Origin of the sequence: Labrenzia sp. R5_0 (assembly GCF_017743835.1) — a bacterium.
In the GTDB taxonomy this organism is placed as follows: domain Bacteria; phylum Pseudomonadota; class Alphaproteobacteria; order Rhizobiales; family Stappiaceae; genus Roseibium; species Roseibium algicola.
The window spans coordinates 859,917-877,796 of the sequence record NZ_JAGHRK010000003.1; the positions used below are offsets into that span (position 1 = coordinate 859,917).

At 60.4% G+C, this 17,880-nt stretch carries 16 protein-coding genes; 8 read left to right on the forward strand and 8 right to left on the reverse strand.

All coding sequences use genetic code 11. The features are described from left to right. Both J7447_RS19350 and J7447_RS19355 read right to left on the reverse strand, forming a co-directional pair. A complete protein-coding gene (locus J7447_RS19350; RefSeq protein WP_023002154.1) occupies positions 1 to 516 on the reverse strand; it encodes a TRAP transporter small permease subunit in 516 nt (171 codons plus the stop codon). Beyond that, a complete protein-coding gene (locus J7447_RS19355) occupies positions 516 to 1,550 on the reverse strand; it encodes a TRAP transporter substrate-binding protein (RefSeq protein WP_209170600.1) in 1,035 nt (344 codons plus the stop codon). The genes J7447_RS19350 and J7447_RS19355 overlap by 1 nt, the downstream gene beginning before the upstream one ends. Before the next feature lie 384 nt (positions 1,551 to 1,934). On the opposite strand from J7447_RS19355, the gene J7447_RS19360 reads away from it, so the two are divergent. Beyond that, positions 1,935 to 3,650 (forward strand): thiamine pyrophosphate-requiring protein, encoded by a 1,716-nt coding sequence (locus J7447_RS19360; protein WP_286189327.1) that lies wholly within the window; start codon positions 1,935 to 1,937, stop codon positions 3,648 to 3,650. 164 nt (positions 3,651 to 3,814) lie between these two features. Next, entirely contained in the window at positions 3,815 to 4,690 is an 876-nt protein-coding gene (locus tag J7447_RS19365) for a bifunctional allantoicase/(S)-ureidoglycine aminohydrolase (protein ID WP_209170682.1), read from the forward strand. 148 nt (positions 4,691 to 4,838) lie between these two features. On the opposite strand, the gene bhcR is transcribed toward J7447_RS19365, so the two are convergent. Then, positions 4,839 to 5,699 (reverse strand): HTH-type transcriptional regulator BhcR, encoded by an 861-nt coding sequence (gene bhcR, locus J7447_RS19370; protein ID WP_062491919.1) that lies wholly within the window; start codon positions 5,697 to 5,699, stop codon positions 4,839 to 4,841. A gap of 170 nt (positions 5,700 to 5,869) precedes the next feature. Here bhcR and bhcA point away from each other — a divergent pair, with 170 nt between their 5' ends. The 5 genes from bhcA (at position 5,870) to J7447_RS19395 (ending at position 11,581) form a co-directional block, all read left to right on the forward strand. Further along, entirely contained in the window at positions 5,870 to 7,060 is a 1,191-nt protein-coding gene (gene bhcA, locus J7447_RS19375) for an L-aspartate--glyoxylate aminotransferase BhcA (RefSeq protein ID WP_209170601.1), read from the forward strand. Next, positions 7,057 to 8,049, forward strand: coding sequence for a beta-hydroxyaspartate dehydratase BhcB (bhcB, locus tag J7447_RS19380; RefSeq protein WP_209170602.1), 993 nt, complete (start codon positions 7,057 to 7,059; stop codon positions 8,047 to 8,049). The genes bhcA and bhcB overlap by 4 nt, the downstream gene beginning before the upstream one ends. 97 nt (positions 8,050 to 8,146) lie before the next feature. Next, on the forward strand, positions 8,147 to 9,310 hold the full coding sequence (gene bhcC, locus J7447_RS19385) for a 3-hydroxy-D-aspartate aldolase BhcC (protein ID WP_209170603.1): 1,164 nt from the start codon (positions 8,147 to 8,149) through the stop codon (positions 9,308 to 9,310). A gap of 307 nt (positions 9,311 to 9,617) precedes the next feature. Beyond that, positions 9,618 to 10,583, forward strand: coding sequence for an iminosuccinate reductase BhcD (gene bhcD / locus J7447_RS19390; protein ID WP_209170604.1), 966 nt, complete (start codon positions 9,618 to 9,620; stop codon positions 10,581 to 10,583). A gap of 14 nt (positions 10,584 to 10,597) precedes the next feature. Beyond that, entirely contained in the window at positions 10,598 to 11,581 is a 984-nt protein-coding gene (locus J7447_RS19395; protein WP_209170605.1) for a glyceraldehyde 3-phosphate dehydrogenase NAD-binding domain-containing protein, read from the forward strand. Between the two features lie 422 nt (positions 11,582 to 12,003). Here the strand turns inward: J7447_RS19395 and J7447_RS19400 are convergent, their stop codons facing one another. The 3 genes from J7447_RS19400 to puuE all read right to left on the reverse strand — a co-directional run bounded on the left by J7447_RS19400 (position 12,004) and on the right by puuE (position 15,401). Then, positions 12,004 to 13,440: a nucleobase:cation symporter-2 family protein gene (locus J7447_RS19400; protein WP_023002143.1), complete on the reverse strand. Its 1,437-nt coding sequence runs from the start codon at positions 13,438 to 13,440 to the stop codon at positions 12,004 to 12,006. Positions 13,441 to 13,512: 72 nt separating this feature from the next. After that, complete coding sequence (locus J7447_RS19405; RefSeq protein ID WP_023002142.1) at positions 13,513 to 14,010, reverse strand: ureidoglycolate lyase; 498 nt, start codon at positions 14,008 to 14,010, stop codon at positions 13,513 to 13,515. Next, positions 14,007 to 15,401, reverse strand: coding sequence for an allantoinase PuuE (puuE, locus tag J7447_RS19410; protein ID WP_209170683.1), 1,395 nt, complete (start codon positions 15,399 to 15,401; stop codon positions 14,007 to 14,009). The genes J7447_RS19405 and puuE overlap by 4 nt, the downstream gene beginning before the upstream one ends. A gap of 226 nt (positions 15,402 to 15,627) precedes the next feature. Here puuE and uraH point away from each other — a divergent pair, with 226 nt between their 5' ends. Beyond that, on the forward strand, positions 15,628 to 15,981 hold the full coding sequence (gene uraH, locus J7447_RS19415) for a hydroxyisourate hydrolase (protein ID WP_209170606.1): 354 nt from the start codon (positions 15,628 to 15,630) through the stop codon (positions 15,979 to 15,981). A 5-nt stretch (positions 15,982 to 15,986) separates the two neighbouring features. Here uraH and J7447_RS19420 read toward each other — a convergent pair whose 3' ends face one another. Further along, positions 15,987 to 16,400: a hypothetical protein gene (locus J7447_RS19420; RefSeq protein ID WP_209170607.1), complete on the reverse strand. Its 414-nt coding sequence runs from the start codon at positions 16,398 to 16,400 to the stop codon at positions 15,987 to 15,989. Positions 16,401 to 16,454: 54 nt separating this feature from the next. Then, positions 16,455 to 17,783, reverse strand: a complete 1,329-nt coding sequence (locus J7447_RS19425; RefSeq protein ID WP_209170608.1) for a mechanosensitive ion channel domain-containing protein — start codon at positions 17,781 to 17,783, stop codon at positions 16,455 to 16,457. Positions 17,784 to 17,880: the final 97 nt, after the last annotated feature.

Consider the following 17,880-nt stretch of genomic DNA (forward strand, 5'->3'; position numbering starts at 1 on the left):
CTAGTGGTGTCCTCTCGACAGCGCGGTCATGTCCTGCAGCAGCGTGACCAGCGCGGCCAGTGCCAGCAGCGCAAGCGATATCAGGATCGGCACGAAGGCCATCCAGTGCGGGATCTGCAGGATGGTGGTGGTGTAGTCGTAGTCCTTCTGGTCCAGCATGCCGTAATACATGCGCCAGATCAGCAGCAGCGCGAACACAAGGGCAACCAGTGACCCGAGCAGGGTGAAGAAGGCAATCACCCGTCTGGACGCGCCGGCGGTGAAGATGTCTGCCGAGACGTTTGCACCGACCAACTGGCAATAGGGCAGGAACGCGAAGACCGCGATGGCCACGCCCATTTCGGTCAGCTCGAAATCGCCCGGAAACGGTGTGCCGAAAACCGAGCCGATGATCGACAGCATGTTGACAGCGACGACCAGTAACAGCACGCCGCCGCCAAGGAGGGCCCAGAGCGTTATCAGGCGGCTGGCAGCCCCGGTGAACCCGGAGCTGCTGGCTTTGAGAGTGTTCGACATCAGTTGGCCGAGTGGCTGGCCACCGCTGCGCGGGCCTTTTCAACCAGCGCGGCACCGTCGATACCCTTTGCGGAGACTTCCTCGACCCAGCGGTCGGCAACGGGTGCCAGTGCCTGACGGAAAGCTTCGGTCTCTTCCTCGGTCAAGGTGATGTGCGTGTTGCCCGCCTTGGTGGCCAGACCGATCCCGAAATCATCCGATGCAGCCCAGATTTCGCCAACCTTCACGATCCACTCGGGACCGGAAGCATCACGAAAGGCCTTCTGAATGTCTTCCGGCAGACCATTCCAGCGTTCCTGGTTCATGGAAACCTGGAAGGTGGTGGTGCCGAAACGCTCCTTGTCGACGCCTTCGATCTGGTACTCGGTCTGCTCCTGGATCTTCAGCGGCGGAATGATTTCCCACGGAATGAACGCGCCGTCGATAACACCCTTCTGCAGCGCAGGCGGCAGTTCCGGAACCGGCATGGCGACCGGCGAAGCGCCGAGTGCCTCGATCACCCAGGCACCTGTTCGGGTCGGGATGCGGATCTTCTTGCCGGCGAGGTCTGCCGGGGAGTGAACTTCCGTGTCGCGCATGTGAATGGCCTGGCCGGCGTGCACATGCAGGAACATTACTTCAATGCCCTTGTACTCGTCCTTCAGGTCCGTTTCGTACAGATCCATCAGCGCCTGGTTTGTGGCCGCCGGATCGTTGGTGTGAATGCCCGGAAGTTCGAACACCTCGGTGCGCGGGAAGAGGCCCGGCGTATAGCCGTTCACGGTCCAGACCAGATCGACCACGCCGTCACGCACCTGGTTGATCAGTTCGGGCGGACGGCCGCCAAGCGTCATGGCCGGATAGATTTCGATATGGACCTTGCCACCGGAATTTTCTTCCACCTGCTTGGCCCACGGCACCAGCATCTGTGTGTGCGCAGGGGCTTTCTCGCCCAGGAAGTGGTGCAGCTTGAATTCGTAATCGGCCGCGGCTGCGGACGATGCGCCGGCGGCGATCATGGCAGCGGCCAGAAACGCGTTCTTGAGAATGCTCATGTTGTCTCCTCCCATCGGAAGCTCTTGTCGACTCCCGGTCTGTAACTTGCTGGCCAACCTTCAATGTGTGCGATCGTGGAACGCCCTTCAACGAAGTCGGAAGACCTTTCGGGCACACCTCTTGCAGATTTGCGGCCAGCAGGGAACGTAGCTCCGCGATCATCTTCACTAATTAGTTTGGTAATGTAAAATGAGATAATAGCCATTATACTTTCCAATTTTGGAAAGAAAATTCCTTGTTCCCATTGCCGTTTTTTATCGTCTAGGGTGCGCGTCAAAGCAGATGCGAAGGCGGCGGTTCGCTGAGGGGCTCCTCTCCCGCAAGAGACTGAATTGCCTCGCAATTTCTGCATTCTGCATCCAAAAGGAACATGGGAGGACGGCATGGCCGACAGGATGGACAGCACCACGATTACCGCGGGTGGAGCGGTGTTCGGCAAGTTGAAGGCGCTCGGTGTCGACTATGTCTTCGCAAATTCCGGCACAGATTTTCCACCGATCATCGAGGGACTGATCGAGGCAACACAGAACGGGCTCGACCTTCCGGTGCCGATCACGGTGCCGCACGAACATGTTGCCGTCGGTATGGCACACGGCTTTTACCAGATCTCAGGCAGGATCCAGTCCGTCATGCTGCACACCAACGTGGGGCTCTCCAACGGCATTACCGGCGCCATCAACGCCTGGTGCGATCAGATTCCCGTGCTGATGATGTCCGGTCGCACGCCGGTGATGGAAGCCGGCCGCTTTGGCGCGCGCACGGTGCCGATCGGCTGGGGACAGGAAATGTTCGACCAGACCGCGCTGATCCGCGAAGTCACCAAGTGGGACTACGAGTTGCGTTTTCCCGAGCAGATCGCGGATCTCTTCGACCGGGGCTGGGCGATTGCCAATTCCACGCCCAAGGGGCCCGTCTATCTCAGCCTGCCGCGTGAAGTTCTGTGCGAGCAAACTCCGCCGGACGGCCTTGATACCCCGTCGAAACAGTCACCGGTCATCGCAGCACCGGAACCCTCGTCCCTGAGGCGCGCGGCAGACCTGCTGGCGCAGGCCAAAAGCCCGCTGATCATCAGTCAGCGAGGAGCCGGATCGGAAGAGGCCTTTGCAGCTCTCGGACGGTTCCTGACGGACTGGGCCATGCCGCTGTCGCACTATTGGGCAAACCAGCTTTCCGTGCCCCTGTCGCATCCGATGCAGGTCGGTGCGTCGCCGGAAGCCCTGCTTGCCGAGGCGGACGTGGTGCTGGTGATAAACTCTCTGGCGCCCTGGTGGCCGGACAAGGTCGCCCTTCGCGATGATGTCACCGTGATCCAGCTGGGGCCGGATCCCCTGTTCACCCGCACGCCGATCCGGAACTTCCAGGCGGATGTGACCCTGGCAGGAGAAACCGCGCAAACGCTGCTGGCCCTGATTGCCGAAATGCAGAGCCGTCCGCGTGACGAAGCCGTTTTGAACGCCCGCAGACATCGTATTGCCGAACTGTCGTCCGCCAATCGTGCGGAGGTTGTCGCCCGGGCCAAGCGCGGCAATGCCGGCCCGATGAGCAAGGACTGGGTCAGTCTTTGCCTTGGCCGCGCCATCAAGGGGCGGAAGGCCACAATCTTCCATGAGCTTGGTTGTCCGCTCGAGCCGCTCGACCTGGAGCAGCCGAACAGCTACTTCCAGGAACCGCATTCCGGGGGGCTAGGATGGGGTCTCGCGGCGGCGCTTGGCGCACAGCTTGCCGACCGCGACCGTCTGGTTTTCGCAACCATCGGCGACGGCAGCTACATGTTCGCCAACCCGACGGCCTGCCACATGGTTGCCGAGGCGCATGAGTTGCCGGTGATCACGCTTGTGCTGAACAACGAGGAGTGGGGCGCAGTGCGTCACTCCGTGGTGGGCACTTACAAGGATGGCCTTGCCAGCAAGGCCAACGATGTGCCGCTGACGTCCCTTCGGCCAAGCCCGGATTTCACCAGAACCGCGGAGGCCAGCCGCGCCTACACCGAAACGGTGATGGAAGGCGACGCGCTGCCGGCAGCGCTGGAACGTGCCATCAAGGTGGCGACGGAGGAAAAGCGGCAAGTTCTGCTCAACATCGCCATTGCGCGGGCTTGAAGCGCGGGTTCAATTGATCGGAAGAATAAGAAAATCAAGGGACGATTATCTTGTTTTTCCGAAAGGAGCTCTTCGGACATGCCCCGTGGTCCGGCCTCGAAAGGCAGGCCATAGTTCCCGGCAACTGGTTTTTTTGAAGAAGAAGGTTGGCCGTGTCCCAGTCCATGCCCCCAAGATCCTATTACGCGCCGACCGGCGGTCATCCCGGTCAGGAAACACTCCTGACAGACCGGGCTGTCTTTACCGATGCCTATGCGGTCATCCCGAAAGGCACCATGCGTGACATCGTCACCAGCTATCTGCCGTTCTGGGACAAGACCCGCCTGTGGGTGCTGTCGCGCCCATTGTCAGGTTTTGCCGAAACCTTCTCTCAATACATCGTTGAGGTGTCGCCGGGCGGTGGGTCTGACCGGCCGGAGACAGACCCTTCCGCCGAAGGCGTGCTGTTCGTTGTCGAAGGTGAGGCTGTTCTGACAGCCGACGGACAGCGATACGACCTGAGGCCCGGAAGCTACGCCTTCCTGCCGCCGCAAACCGACTGGAGCCTGAAGAACACAGGCAGTGACCCGGTGCGGTTCCACTGGGTCCGCAAGGCGTTCGAGCCTGTTGAGGGCCTGGAGCGACCGACACTTTTCGTCACCCACGAAAACGACATCGAACCGCGGGCAATGCCCGGCACGGACGGCAAATGGGCGACGACCCGCTTCGTCGATCCGGAAGACGTGCGCCACGACATGCATGTCAACATCGTCACCTTCCAGCCGGGTGCCGTCATCCCGTTTGCGGAAACCCATGTGATGGAGCACGGGCTTTATGTCCTGGAAGGCAAGGCGGTCTATCGCCTCAACCAGGACTGGGTCGAGGTGGAAGCCGGCGACTACATGTGGCTACGCGCCTTCTGCCCGCAGGCCTGCTATGCCGGTGGCCCGGGCCCGTTCCGCTACCTCCTTTACAAGGACGTCAATCGCCACATGAAGCTGCAGGCGGCAGGCCGTTTCGAGGCCGGTGCCCGGCAGAGCTTCCGCAGCGCCGCGGAGTAAAGAGAAAAGCCCCTTCTTCCTTGCACCCTCATCCTTCGAGACGGACCTGACGGTCCTCCTCAGGATGAGGGAGAGGGTGGGATTGGCCGCTTCAGGGCGTGGGTGTAACGAACTCCTCTGGATCGGGTCGGGAGTGAAGCAAGCGTTCTCATTCCACGGTCTTCGTTTGCGGCGGAGCGATTTCGCCGCCGAGGGCGGCGGTCAGTGCAGCGGCCGCCGCCTTCACTGCTTCTGCGAAAGGCGCGATTCTGTCCGGGCTGACCCGGCTGGTCGGTCCCGAGACGGACAGCCCGGCGACAGCCTCGCCATAGTGATTGAACACGGGTGCCGCGATGCAGCGCATGCCTAGGTTCTTTTCTTCCCCGTCGATCGAGAACCCGCGTGCACGGATCGCTTCCAGGTCCGCGGCCAGCAGGCCCGCGTCACACAATGTGTGCTCGGTGAAGCGTTCCCGGTCGGTCTGCTTCAGGATACGCTTGCATTGATCCTCGTCCATGAAAGCCAGGAGCGCCTTGCCGATGCCGGAGGCATGCAGCGGCGACAAGGTGCCGGGCGGGAAGAAGGCACGAATGCTTTCGTGGGTTTCGACCTGGCTGACAAACAGCACCTGGTCCGCCTGTGCCACACCAAGATTGGCCGTTTCCCCTGTCTGCTCCATCAGGGAGCGCAGGACAGGACGCGCCCGTTCCACCAGACTGGTACGCCTTAAAAATCGAGCGCCGATGATGAAGGCGCCCGGACCTATGTGCCAGAGCTGCTGCGCCTGGTCGAATTCCACCAGGCCACGTGTCTCCAGCGTGAACAGGATGCGATAGAGCGTTGCCGTGGATTCTCCAAGCTGATCCGACAGGGCTGAAAGAGAGACGCCGGACTGGGTGCTCAGATGCTCGAACACCGCCATCGCCCGGTCGAGCGACTTGATGGTGTTCTGTTCGGTCTTGTCGTCCCAGGCACGCGGTCGCCCACGGGCGCGTCTGGTGGCGGAACTATCGGATTTGAGATCTGTCATCAGCTTATTTTTTCGAAATTTGAAAAATCAATTCACCATATGAAAAATATAACATACTGACAAGATTGGCAATTTATACAAAATCTATTTTTGAAAAAATATTTTAAAAAAATTGCGGAGCTCCGCCCCTGCACGGTACCGTTTCTCAAAATTCATAAGAGGAAACGGCCATGAGCTTCCAAAATCCTGTTTTCATTCCCGGCCCCACCAACATGCCGGAAGCGCTTCGCAGAGCGTGCGACATGCCGACCCTGGACCATCGCTCGCCGCTGTTCGGACAGATCCTGCAGCCCGCGCTTGCAGGCGTCAAAAAGGTGCTGAAGACGGAAAGCGCCGAGGTGTTCCTGTTTCCGTCGACCGGAACCGGCGGCTGGGAAACCGCGATCACCAACTGCTTGAGCCCCGGCGACAAGATCCTGGCTGCCCGCAACGGCATGTTCAGCCATCGCTGGATCGACATGTGCCAGCGCCACGGCCTGAAGGTTGAGGTTGTCGAGGCAGCCTGGGGCACAGGGCTGCCGGCAGACCGCTACGAGGAAATACTCGCCGCGGACACAAACCACGAGATCAAGGCGGTGCTGGCAACCCACAACGAAACCGCGACCGGCGTCAAATCCGACATTGCCGCGGTACGCCGCGCCCTGAATGCCGCGAAGCACCCGGCGCTGCTCTTTGTCGATGGCGTCAGCTCGATTGCCTCGATGGATTTCCGCATGGACGAATGGGGTGTCGATGCCGCGGTCACGGGCTCCCAGAAAGGCTTCATGTTGCCACCGGGGCTCGCCATCATCGCCCTGTCGCCAAAGGCACAGGCCGCCGTTGAAAGCGCCCGGTTGCCGCGCACCTTCTTCGATGTTCGCGACATGATGAAAGCCTACGCCAACAACGCCTATCCCTATACGCCGGCCGTCGGTCTGATGAACGGGTTGAAGCAGAGCTGCGACATGCTGCTGGCAGAGGGCCTCGACAATGTCTTTGCCCGGCACCACCGCATTGCAGAAGGCGTGCGCGCCGCGGTCCGGGCCTGGGGCCTGGAGCTTTGCGCGCAGACACCGGACGTCTATTCGGATTCGGTCAGCGCGATCCGTACGCCTGAAGGTTTCAACGCCACCGGCATCGTTACCCACGCCGCCGCGAAATACGGCGTCGCCTTCGGTGTCGGCCTCGGAGAGGTCGCAGGCAAGGTGTTCCGTATCGGCCACCTGGGCAGCCTGACCGACGTCATGATGCTGTCGGGGCTGGCGACTGCCGAAATGGTCATGGCCGATCTCGGCCTCGACATCCAACTGGGCTCCGGTGTTGCGGCCGCCCAGGAAGTCTATCGCAGTGACAGCGCCATTGCCTCGAAGGAAGCCGCATGAAAACCGACGCCCTGACCCAGTACATCCCGACGCTCGAGGACATGCTCGTCGCTCATGAGCGCATCAAGCCGCATATCCACCGGACGCCGGTTCTGACCTCCTCGTTCCTGAACGAGGTGACCGGTGCGGAACTGTTCTTCAAATGCGAGAACTTCCAGAAGGCAGGTGCCTTCAAGGTGCGCGGTGCATCCAACGCCGTCTTCGGTCTGGACGAGGAAACCGCCAAGGCCGGTGTGGCGACCCATTCCTCCGGCAACCACGCACTCAGCCTGTCTTATGCGGCTGGCCGGCGGGGCATTCCGTGCCACGTGGTCATGCCGAGAACGGCGCCACAGGCCAAGAAGGATGCCGTTCGTGGGTACGGCGGCATCATCACTGAGTGTGAACCGTCCACCTCCAGCCGCGAAGCGGTCTTTGCGGAGGTCGAGGCCCGGACCGGAGCGGAATTCGTTCATCCCTACAATGACCCGCGTGTCATCGCCGGTCAGGGCACCTGTTCCAAGGAATTGATGGAGCAGACAGATGGTCTTGATGCGGTGGTCGCACCGATCGGCGGTGGCGGCATGGTGTCAGGTACCTGCCTGACCCTGTCGAACCTGGCGCCCGAAGTGAAGATCTTTGCTGCCGAACCGGAGCAGGCAGATGATGCTGCCCGCAGTTTCAGGGCGGGTCACATCATTGCCGACGACGCTCCGGAAACTGTTGCCGACGGGCTGAAGGTGCCGCTCAAGGAGCTGACCTGGCACTTCGTCTCGAACCACGTCACCGACATCCTGACCGCGTCGGAACAGGAAATCGTCGACGCTATGCGCCTGATCTGGGCGCGGATGAAGATCGTCATGGAACCGTCTTCCGCCGTGCCGCTGGCAACCATCCTGAAGAACAGGGACGTCTTTGCCGGCAAACGTGTCGGCATCATCATCACCGGCGGCAATGTCGATCTCGGCAAATTACCCTGGAGCATCCTGCGTTCCGAGGACCGCAGCTAAGATGCTCCATCGCTCTAAAAACGATCAACTTTTCAGCTTTCGGATGAATTCCGAAAGCTGGTTGATCTGGAATGCCTGAGCCATTTGGAGAAGAAAAATGAACGCACAAACCGGATTTGAAAAGCTCGAAGTCGGCTTCGACATTCCCGCCCTTCCAGGCATGGACGAGGCCGATATCCAGACGCCTTGCCTGGTGCTCGATCTCGATGCACTGGAGCGCAACATCAAGAAGATGGGCGACTACGCCAAGGTCCACGGCATGCGTCACCGGGTGCATGGGAAGATGCACAAGTCGGTCGATGTCGCAAAGCTGCAGGAACGGCTCGGCGGTGCTGTCGGCGTCTGCTGCCAGAAGGTTTCGGAAGCCGAGGTCTTTGCCCGTGGCGGTATCAAGGACATCCTGGTGTCGAACCAGGTTCGCGACAAGGCCAAGATCGATCGTCTGGCCCGGCTGCCTAAATTTGGCTGCCGCACCATCGTCTGTGTCGATGATCTTTCCAATGTTGCCGATCTGTCTGAAGCCGCTGCCAAGCACGGCACCACGCTGGAAGTCTTCATCGAGATCGATTGCGGTGCCGGTCGTTGCGGCGTGACCACGAGCGAGGCGGTTGTCGAAATCGCCAAGGCAGTGGACGCGGCAAGGAACCTGAAGTTCAGCGGCATCCAGGCCTACCAGGGCGCCATGCAGCACATCGACAGCTATGAAGCCCGCAAGGACAAGCTCGACATTGCCATTGCGATGGTCAAGGACGCCGTCGAGGCGTTGAAGAAGGAAGGCCTGGAGCCGGAACTCGTTTCAGGTGGCGGCACGGGCTCCTACTATTTTGAATCCAATTCGGGCGTCTACAACGAGCTGCAATGCGGTTCCTATGCCTTCATGGATGCAGACTACGGCCGCATTCTCGATAAGGACGGCAAGCGCATCGACCAGGGGGAATGGGAAAACGCCTTCTTCATCCTGACCCAGGTGATGAGCCACGCGAAAGCCGACAAGGCGATCTGTGATGCGGGCCTCAAAGCCCAGTCTGTCGATAGCGGTCTGCCGTTCATCTACGGCCGCAACGATGTCGACTATATCAAGTGCTCGGACGAGCACGGTGTCATTGCCGACCCGAAGGGTGTTCTGCAGGTGGGCGAGAAGCTGAAGCTGGTGCCCGGCCACTGCGACCCGACCGCCAACGTCCACGACTGGTATGTCGGCGTGCGGGGCGGCAAGGTTGAGACGGTCTGGCCGGTCTCGGCCCGCGGCAAGGCCTATTGAGGACAACGAGCTCCCAACTGTTCGTCATTGCCGGGCTCGTCCCGGCAATCCATGCCGTGACCTTTCCACACATCGAAGCTTTTCGAACGGATGGGGAGCGGTATGGATGCCATGGTCAAGCCATGGCATGACGACGGTGGGGTTTGCCGCGTAAACAACCACCATCCCCCTCATCCTGAGGAAGACCACAGGTCTGTCTCGAAGGATGGGCCAAACACTCCGAGTGAGCCGTCCATCCTTCGAGATGGTGCGTTGCGGCTCCTCAGGATGAGGTCGGGGGGAAGACGATGTTTTGCTGGAGACACACATGATCATTGTTCCTGAAAAGGAAATCGCCGGCCTGATCGGCCGCCAGGAATCCTTTGACGCTGTCGAAAGCGTCTTTGCCGCCATGGCGGGCGGGGCGGCCTATAATTTTCCGGTTATTCGCGAGGCAATCGGTCATGCCGATGCGCTATACGGGTTCAAGTCCGGCTTCGACCGGTCCTCGCTGGCACTCGGCCTGAAATCCGGCGGATACTGGCCGGGCAACATGGCAAAGGGCCTGACCAACCACCAGTCGACAGTGTTCCTGTTCGATGCCGATACCGGCAAGGCGAAGGCCGTAGTCGGCGGCAACCTGCTGACCGCCCTCAGAACAGCGGCAGCATCTGCGGTTTCCATCAAGCATCTGGCACGCAAGGACGCGAAGGTGCTTGGCATGATCGGAGCCGGCCACCAGTCCGCATTCCAGATGCGGGCCGCCGCCGAACAGCGCGATTTCGAGAAGGTCCTCGGCTGGAACCTTCATCCGGAGATGCTGGTGCGTCTGGAGGAAACCGCAAATGAACTCGGTCTGCCTTACGAATCTGTCGATCTGGCCAGGCTGGGTGCGGAAGCCGACGTGATCATCTCGATCACCTCCAGCTTCGATCCGATCCTGATGGATGAGCATGTTTCACCGGGCACGCACATCGCGTGCATGGGCACCGATACCAAGGGCAAACAGGAAGTCGATGTTGCGCTTGTTGCCAAGGCAAAGCTCTTCACGGATGAAGTCGCTCAGTCAGCGACGATCGGTGAATGCCAGCATGCGGTGGCCAGCGGAATTGTCTCTGAGGACAATATAATTGAGATCGGCGCGGTCATTAATGGTAATCATCCAGGCAGGACGTCGCAGAGCGATATCACCCTCTTCGACGGTACCGGCGTCGGCCTTCAGGATCTTGCCGTGGCATCCGCCGCGGTCGATCTGGCAATCCAGAAGGGCGTCGCGATCGAAGTGGATTTCTAGACGGACCGTGGAAAATGCGGATTGTGATCAACGGGTTCGGCCGGATCGGCCGGACCCTCTTGCGTCAAGTGCTGAAGCTTCCGGAAACGGAACGCATCGAGGTGGTGCGGATCAACGATATCGCACCGCTTGAGACCTGTGCCTATCTCTTCAAGTATGACAGCGTCTTTGGCCCGTGGCCGGGCGAAGTAACAGCGGGCGAGGGCACCTTGACGGTAGACGGACGCGAGATCGTCTTCTCCGCCGAACCCGATTTGTCTCTCCTTGATCTTTCCCAGGTGGACGTGGTGCTGGAATGCACCGGCAAGGCCGACACGCGTGAGATTGCGGAACGTGGCCTGAAAGCCGGCGCTGCCAACGTGTTGATTTCAGGCCCCTCCAGGGCAGCCGATATCACCCTGGTGCTTGGTGCCAACGAAGACCAGCTCGGCGACCACCGCATCGTGTCCAACGGTTCCTGCACCACCAATGCCCTTGCTCCGCTGCTACGCGCTCTTGATGATGCTATCGGCATCAAGAGCGGGCACATGACCACCATCCATTGCTACACCGGCAGTCAGCCGATGGTGGACGCCCCGAGGGGGCCGCTGGAGCGCAGTCGTGCCGGCGGCGTCTCCATGGTGCCCACAACCACCAGCGCCACCAAGCTTGTTGGCAAGGTTCTGCCACAGCTTGAGGGCAAGATCAGTGGTGCCGCCGTCCGGGTCCCTGCGATCAGCGTGTCCGCCGTCGATCTGACGGTGACGCTGGCACAGCCCGTCAAGGCTCCCTTCAATGATAGACTGCTCGAGATCTTTTCCGGCAATCCTGTGATCGGCTTCGTACGGGACCGGGTGGTATCGACGGACATGCGTGCGCGACCTGAATCCCTCGTCATACACCTGCCCGAAACGCTCGAGGCCAATGACTACCAGGTGCGCATCTTCGGCTGGTACGACAACGAATGGGGCTTCTCCGCCCGCATGATCGACATGGCACGGCTGATGGCGGGGCGGTAGGGACACAATTTCTCCTCCCCCGTCATTGCGCACAAGTACAGCTTGGCTGCACGCAGATCCGGAACCCAGCGCATCAGTGTGAGCAAAGCGAACACCTCTCAAAAATAGAGGCGCTTTTTCAGCGCGAAATATGTCTGGGTTCCGGATCTGCGTCCGGCTGCGCCTCCCTTGTCCGGAATGACGGAGGGGGAAATTTCCAACTGCTGAAACGCCTGAAATTCTTCCCTGCAGACCCCCTCCATCGTCATCCCGGCCAAACGAAGTGCGAGCCGGGATCGGGGCCCCACAGGACCGGGGTCTTTTACGATGCAAATCGAATAGCCTCGGCACCCGGTCAGGAATGTTCGCGTCCAGGAGGACGGGTGACAGATCAAAAAAAGGGCCGCTCACGCGGCCCTTTCTCATACAGGTGTGGCTTGTCCTTACGCGGTTTCTTCCTTCGGCAGGGAGCCGCGTCCGTGGCCCGAGAGACCGCCGGAGACCTCTTCGGTGGATTCGTCGGAGAGTTCTTCCGGTAGGACCAGGTTGAGGACGATGGCGATCAGGGCTGCCGGCAGCAGGCCACTGGTCAGAAGGATACGTGCGGTGTCCGGCATGTGCTGCAGGGCGCCCGGTTCCAGCTGCAGGCCGAGACCGATTGAAAGCGAAATGGCGAAGATCACCATGTTGCGCCGGTTCCAGTTCACATCCGACAGCATCGAGATACCGGCGGCAACAACCATGCCGAACATCACGATGACACCCCCGCCGAGAACCTCGATCGGAACGGTGCGGATGACCGCGCCGACCTTCGGGATCAGGCCGCAGACGATCAGGAAGATCGCGCCGATGGTCACCACATGGCGGCTCATGACGCCGGTCATGGCGATGAGGCCGACGTTCTGGCTGAAAGAGGTGTTCGGGAAACCGCCGAAGAAACCTGCGACAGCCGTGCCGAGACCGTCGGCAAAGGTCGCACCGGCGATTTCCTTGTCGGTCGCTTCCCGGCCGGCGCCGCCCTTGGTGATGCCGGATACATCGCCCACGGTTTCCACCGCGGAAACGAAGGCCATCAGGCAGAAGCCGAGCACGGCCGCGAACGAGAATTCGAAGCCGTATTTGAACGGCTGCGGCAGGGCAAAGACAGCCGCACGGTCCCAGGACGTGGAGACGGCTTCAAAGGTCAGCATGCCGGTGGCAAGGGCGAAGATGTAACCGGCGATCAGACCGAGCAGAACCGCGGAGACCGACATCATGCCCCTGCCGAAGAACTTCAGCCCGAGTGTCACCACGATCACCACAAGAGCGGCCGCCCAGTTGAGCAGTGAGCCGTATTCCGGCGTGCCGATGGCGGGGACACCGCCGGCGGCATACTGGATGCCCACCTGAACCAGCGCGAGACCGATCATCGTCACCACAAGTCCTGTCACCAGGGGAGGCAGGGCGAAGCGGATCTTGCCGATGACGAGGCCAAGGCACGCATGGAAGAAACCGCCGATGATCACGCCCCCGAACAGAGCCGCGAGACCGTCGACCCCCTTGCCGGCAACAAGCGGGATCATGATCGGCAGGAAGGCAAAGGATGTGCCTTGAACGATCGGCAATGCCGCACCCACGGGGCCGAGGGTGATCGTCTGCAACAGGGTCGCGACGCCGGCAAAGACCATCGACATCTGGATGAGATAAAGCAGTTCGGGAAAGTCGGGAGAATTGGACCCGAAGCCGAACCCGGCTGCACCGGCCACGATGATGGCAGGTGTGACGTTGGAGACGAACATGGCCAGGACATGCTGGATGCCGAGCGGGATCGCCTTGTAAAGCGGTGGCGTGTAATTGGGATCCCGGAGCTGCTCCGGAGATCCGATCGATGAATTAGACATTTCTGCTCCTCTGAAGGTCGTGTGAACGTCTCCGCCTCGTTGAGCGGGCAGGGATCGTTCTGAAAGGGAGGCTTATTCCTTGTTGTCGGCCTCCACTGTCCAAGGGTCGGGAAACCAGTGTTCCTCCAGGTTGGTTCCTTCCCCGATGCGGTCCACGACCGCGTAGCGGCCCGCTTGCCAGAGCGGGGCCAAAACACCGTGCCAGGTGCCGCGATACAGGTTGATCGCCTGTCCGGGCTGGCTGATGAATGCCTTCAGGTTGACCGGCTGGCCATTCTCGTCGTCAGCGACGACAACCAGCATCGGCACACCGTCCAGCGGTATGAAGGCCTGACTGCCTTCCGGGTGTCGCTCGACCATGTCGACGACATAGGGAAACGACCGGGCCTTGGCATCGAACAGGCTGATGCCTGCCCGGCCTTCGCCGAAGTCGAGCTTCGCCCGGTCATGATGACGGCCGCACATGCCCTGATTTATGATTTTGTCGGGTGCGCCCGCCACCTCGAGAACATCGCCATAGGGGGCGAAGGCCTCTGCGGTCAGGATCGATGGGGCAATGAGACGGCTCACGGCAGCAGGTCCTTGAGCCGGAACTGGGCAATCCGTTCCACCTGGCGACAGGCTTCCTCGAATTCCGTCGCCCGGTCGTTGTCGATCCGGCGCTGGAAGGCAGCCATGATCGAGGCCTTGTCATGATCGCGCACTGCGATAATGAACGGGAAGCCGTGTTTTTCGACGTAGGTATTGTTCAGCCGGGTAAAGGTCTCGCGTTCCTCGTCGGTCAGCATGTCGAGACCGGCGCTGGCCTGCTCGTTGGTGCTTTCCGCCGTCAGGCGGCCTGCCTGTGCCAGCTTTCCGGCCAGATCCGGGTGGGCAGTCAGAACGCCGAGGCGCTCTTCCTCGCTTGCGGAGCGGAACATGCGGCACAGCGCGTTGTGAACACCGGCGGCACAGTCATGAGCCGGGCCGAGTTCCAGCTCGAAGGCACGTTCGGCGATCCAGGGGGAGTGCTCGAAGATGCCGCCGAAGGTTTTGACGAACTCGGCTTTTTCCATGCGGCTGGGGCGAAGACCCTTCTGCGGCGGGTGCGTCTTGGCCCAATGGTCCGCGATCTCGATGCGGCGCGGACACCAGACGCCTTCATGAGCCTGGATATGATCGATGAACTTCTTCAGCGCCATGATCTTGCCCGGACGGCCGACGAGGCGGCAATGCAGGCCGATGGACATCATCTTCGGCGTGTCCGTCGTGCCTTCCTCATAAAGCATGTCAAAGGCGTTCTTCAGATAGAGGAAGAAATCCTCTCCATCCGTCCATCCCGGTGCCGTCGCGAAGCGCATGTCGTTGGCTTCCAGCGTATAGGGAATGATCAGCTGATCACGGCCATCGGAATCCAGCCAATAGGGCAGATCATCATCATAGGTGTCTGAAATATAGGCAAAGCCGCCTTCCTCGGCGACGAGGCGAACGGTGTTTTCCGAGCAGCGGCCCGTGTACCAGCCGAGCGGGCGACTGCCGACCACTTCGGTGTGCAGGCGGATCGCCTCGGAAATGGCCGCACGTTCCTCGGCTTCGGGCATATCCTTGTGTTCGACCCACTTCAGGCCATGGCTGGCGATTTCCCAACCGGCGTCCTTCATGGCCTGCACCTGTTCCGGGCTGCGGGCCAAAGCGGAAGCGACACCATAGATGGTCAGCGGAATATCAGCCCGCGTAAACAGCCGGTGCAGGCGCCAGAAACCGGCGCGGGCGCCGTATTCATAGATGGATTCCATGTTCCAGTGACGCTTGCCCTGCCACTGGGCGGCACCCGGAATATCGGACAGGAACGCCTCGGACGCGGCATCGCCATGCAGCACGCAATTCTCGCCGCCTTCCTCGTAATTCAACACGAACTGGACAGCGACCCTGGCCCCGCCTGGCCACTTTGGATCCGGCGGGTTCTGACCATAGCCACGCATGTTCCGGGAATAGCGATTCAAGACGGACCTCCTCGTGATACCAACGTGTTTTGAACCAAGCAAAGACTATGCCTCATTCAAGGGCTGGCATGTTGTCTTCTTATAAAACAGAATAATGGACATGACTTTCTCGTCTTTTTAGAAAGTGCTTCCTGTGAACCACGGGTGCCCTTCGATTGAGGCCCACAGCATCATGCGCGCAAACTGACATTTGGAGGAGGCCAAGATGGCCGGTTACCTGACGACTCACGTGCTCGACACCGCCCAGGGTTGCCCTGGAAAAGGCATCAAGATCGATCTTTATGCAATTGATGGTGACAACAGGACCTACGTCCGCAGCCTGGAAACCAACGACGACGGCCGCACCGACAGCCCGATCCTGCCGAAAGACGAATTCAAGACCGGAACCTACGAGCTGGTGTTCCATGTCGGTGCCTATTTCGACGCCGCAGGAATCGCTTTGCCGGAACCGAAGTTTCTCGACACGGTGCCGCTGCGGTTCGGCATGTCGGAAGAAGCCCACTACCACGTGCCGCTTCTGGTCTCGCCGTTCAGCTATTCGACCTATCGGGGCAGCTGAGGCTTCTATTTAAAGAAGCTCTGCAGGAAACGTGTCGTTTCAGCGCTCAAGCCAACCACCTTGTTGGTCGCCTGCCGGTAAAACTTGAAATTGAGTTCGGTTTCCGGCCGGCCGTCCTTCCAGTCGTTGAAGGGACGTAAATGAGCCCGACCGAGCGGACGTTGCGCTGTTGCGTCCCGGTTGACCTCCAAATTCACGCGTGGGACCTGACGGTCCACATTCTCCAGCCTCGGCACTGCTTCGACGGCGGATACAACACCTCGAGCGATCAGACCCGGTCCGCCTTCATTCTCACTCGCAAAGACGAAGATCACGTCGCCGACAGAAATGTTCTTGCCGCCATACATGGTTTTCTGCCGCGGCAGACTGAAACGAACTGCATCGAGATCTCGAATTTCCACCTTCACCGCGTAAGCCATTCACCGACCTTTTTGGTACCGACGCCAACGCCCGCGGCAATACGGGCGACCCATTCAATCGGCTGGAGAGCGCTCTGGATTGACACGTGCGGCAGACATTTCGCCCTCGTCATTCTTCATGATGATTTCCCGATGCGGATACGGGATGCCGACGTTGTTTTCCTTGAAGGTGTCCCAAAGCGCCAGCAACACCTTGCCGCGTACGTTGGTGAGGCCCTGTTGCGGATCGCGGATCCAGAAGCGCAGGACGAAGTCGAGCGAACTGTCGCCGAAGCCCGTCAGCCAGCAGACCGGACGGCGGGAGCCTTCCACCCGGCCGACCGTCATTGCCGCTTCGATGGCAAGCTTCGAAACTTCATGCGGGTCGGCGTCGTAGGAGACGCCGAAATTGACGTCGAGGCGGACAAGTTCGTCGCTGAAGGACCAGTTGATCACACGGTGGGTGATGAAGTCCTCGTTCGGGATCAGATATTCGCGTCCGTCCCGCGTTACCACGGAAACGAAGCGGGCGCGCAACTCGCGGATCCAGCCGAAGGTGCCTTCGAGCGAGATGGTGTCGCCGGGTTTGATCGACTTGTCGAGCAGGATGATGATGCCGGAAATGAAGTTGGAAATGACCTTCTGCAGGCCGAACCCGAGACCGAGGCCGACCGCCCCGGTAAAGACGGTAAAGGCAGAGAGATCGATACCGACCGAGGAAAGCGCAATCGTTCCGGCCACCAGGATCAGCCCGAACTTGGCGACCTTGCCGATCAACACGCGGATCGACGGGGTCAGCTCATCCGACTTTTGTACCTGCTCATCGAAATAGCGCCCGAGGACCACCGCGACCCAGACGGTTGCAAACAGCAAGAGAACCGCCTTCAGGATCAGCAGCAAGGACAACCGCATCTCGCCGAGTGGCAACGCCAGACTGTCGAGGAAGGTGCCGGCCTCGTCATCAAATCCCAGAATGACCAGCGCAACATAGATCCAGGCAAGCCAGCTGAGCGTTCTTGCCACCAGCCGGTTGCGGATAACCCTCGACAGAACCGAGACAAACAGCCAGGCGAGCGACAGCGACAGGGCGATCGCTATGAAATGGCTCCGGCTCGGCCAGGTGACGCTGCGCATCACCGTAAGCGCAATGAACAGGAACAGGCTGAAGAAGATCCACTCGATCCGCCGGAGCAGGGCCACCACCACACGAAGCAGGCCCGGATGGCCTCTGATTTCCCGTGCACGGGCTTCAAGCCTCGGCTCGACGCGAAGGCTCAGCAGCTTGGCCAGGCCGAACAGAACTACGATGATGGCGAGCTGATAGGCAAACCAGGGCGCAGTCAGGTAGCTGAGAGCCAGCGTGGCCCAGGATTGAAGTTCGGCAACGAAACTTTCGAGGTTCATCAAACCACCCGTCCGTCTGTTTCCCATCGAAGCATCAACAGCTTAACAGCATTCCTGGCCCGCGGCCAAGGCGGCTGCAAAACGCGTGCTTCTTCGA

What these genes read in the sequence shown, in the direction of transcription:
- J7447_RS19350 (WP_023002154.1), bottom strand. Translation starts at nt 516, where the DNA reads ATGTCGAACACTCTCAAAGCCAGCAGCTCCGGGTTCACCGGGGCTGCC.
- bhcR (WP_062491919.1), bottom strand. Translation starts at nt 5,699, where the DNA reads ATGACAGATCTCAAATCCGATAGTTCCGCCACCAGACGCGCCCGTGGG.
- bhcB (WP_209170602.1), top strand. Translation starts at nt 7,057, where the DNA reads ATGAAAACCGACGCCCTGACCCAGTACATCCCGACGCTCGAGGACATG.
- J7447_RS19360 (WP_286189327.1), top strand. Translation starts at nt 1,935, where the DNA reads ATGGCCGACAGGATGGACAGCACCACGATTACCGCGGGTGGAGCGGTG.
- bhcA (WP_209170601.1), top strand. Translation starts at nt 5,870, where the DNA reads ATGAGCTTCCAAAATCCTGTTTTCATTCCCGGCCCCACCAACATGCCG.
- J7447_RS19365 (WP_209170682.1), top strand. Translation starts at nt 3,815, where the DNA reads ATGCCCCCAAGATCCTATTACGCGCCGACCGGCGGTCATCCCGGTCAG.
- J7447_RS19400 (WP_023002143.1), bottom strand. Translation starts at nt 13,440, where the DNA reads ATGTCTAATTCATCGATCGGATCTCCGGAGCAGCTCCGGGATCCCAAT.
- puuE (WP_209170683.1), bottom strand. Translation starts at nt 15,401, where the DNA reads ATGCGTGGCTATGGTCAGAACCCGCCGGATCCAAAGTGGCCAGGCGGG.
- bhcD (WP_209170604.1), top strand. Translation starts at nt 9,618, where the DNA reads ATGATCATTGTTCCTGAAAAGGAAATCGCCGGCCTGATCGGCCGCCAG.
- bhcC (WP_209170603.1), top strand. Translation starts at nt 8,147, where the DNA reads ATGAACGCACAAACCGGATTTGAAAAGCTCGAAGTCGGCTTCGACATT.
- uraH (WP_209170606.1), top strand. Translation starts at nt 15,628, where the DNA reads ATGGCCGGTTACCTGACGACTCACGTGCTCGACACCGCCCAGGGTTGC.
- J7447_RS19420 (WP_209170607.1), bottom strand. Translation starts at nt 16,400, where the DNA reads ATGGCTTACGCGGTGAAGGTGGAAATTCGAGATCTCGATGCAGTTCGT.
- J7447_RS19425 (WP_209170608.1), bottom strand. Translation starts at nt 17,783, where the DNA reads ATGAACCTCGAAAGTTTCGTTGCCGAACTTCAATCCTGGGCCACGCTG.
- J7447_RS19395 (WP_209170605.1), top strand. Translation starts at nt 10,598, where the DNA reads ATGCGGATTGTGATCAACGGGTTCGGCCGGATCGGCCGGACCCTCTTG.
- J7447_RS19355 (WP_209170600.1), bottom strand. Translation starts at nt 1,550, where the DNA reads ATGAGCATTCTCAAGAACGCGTTTCTGGCCGCTGCCATGATCGCCGCC.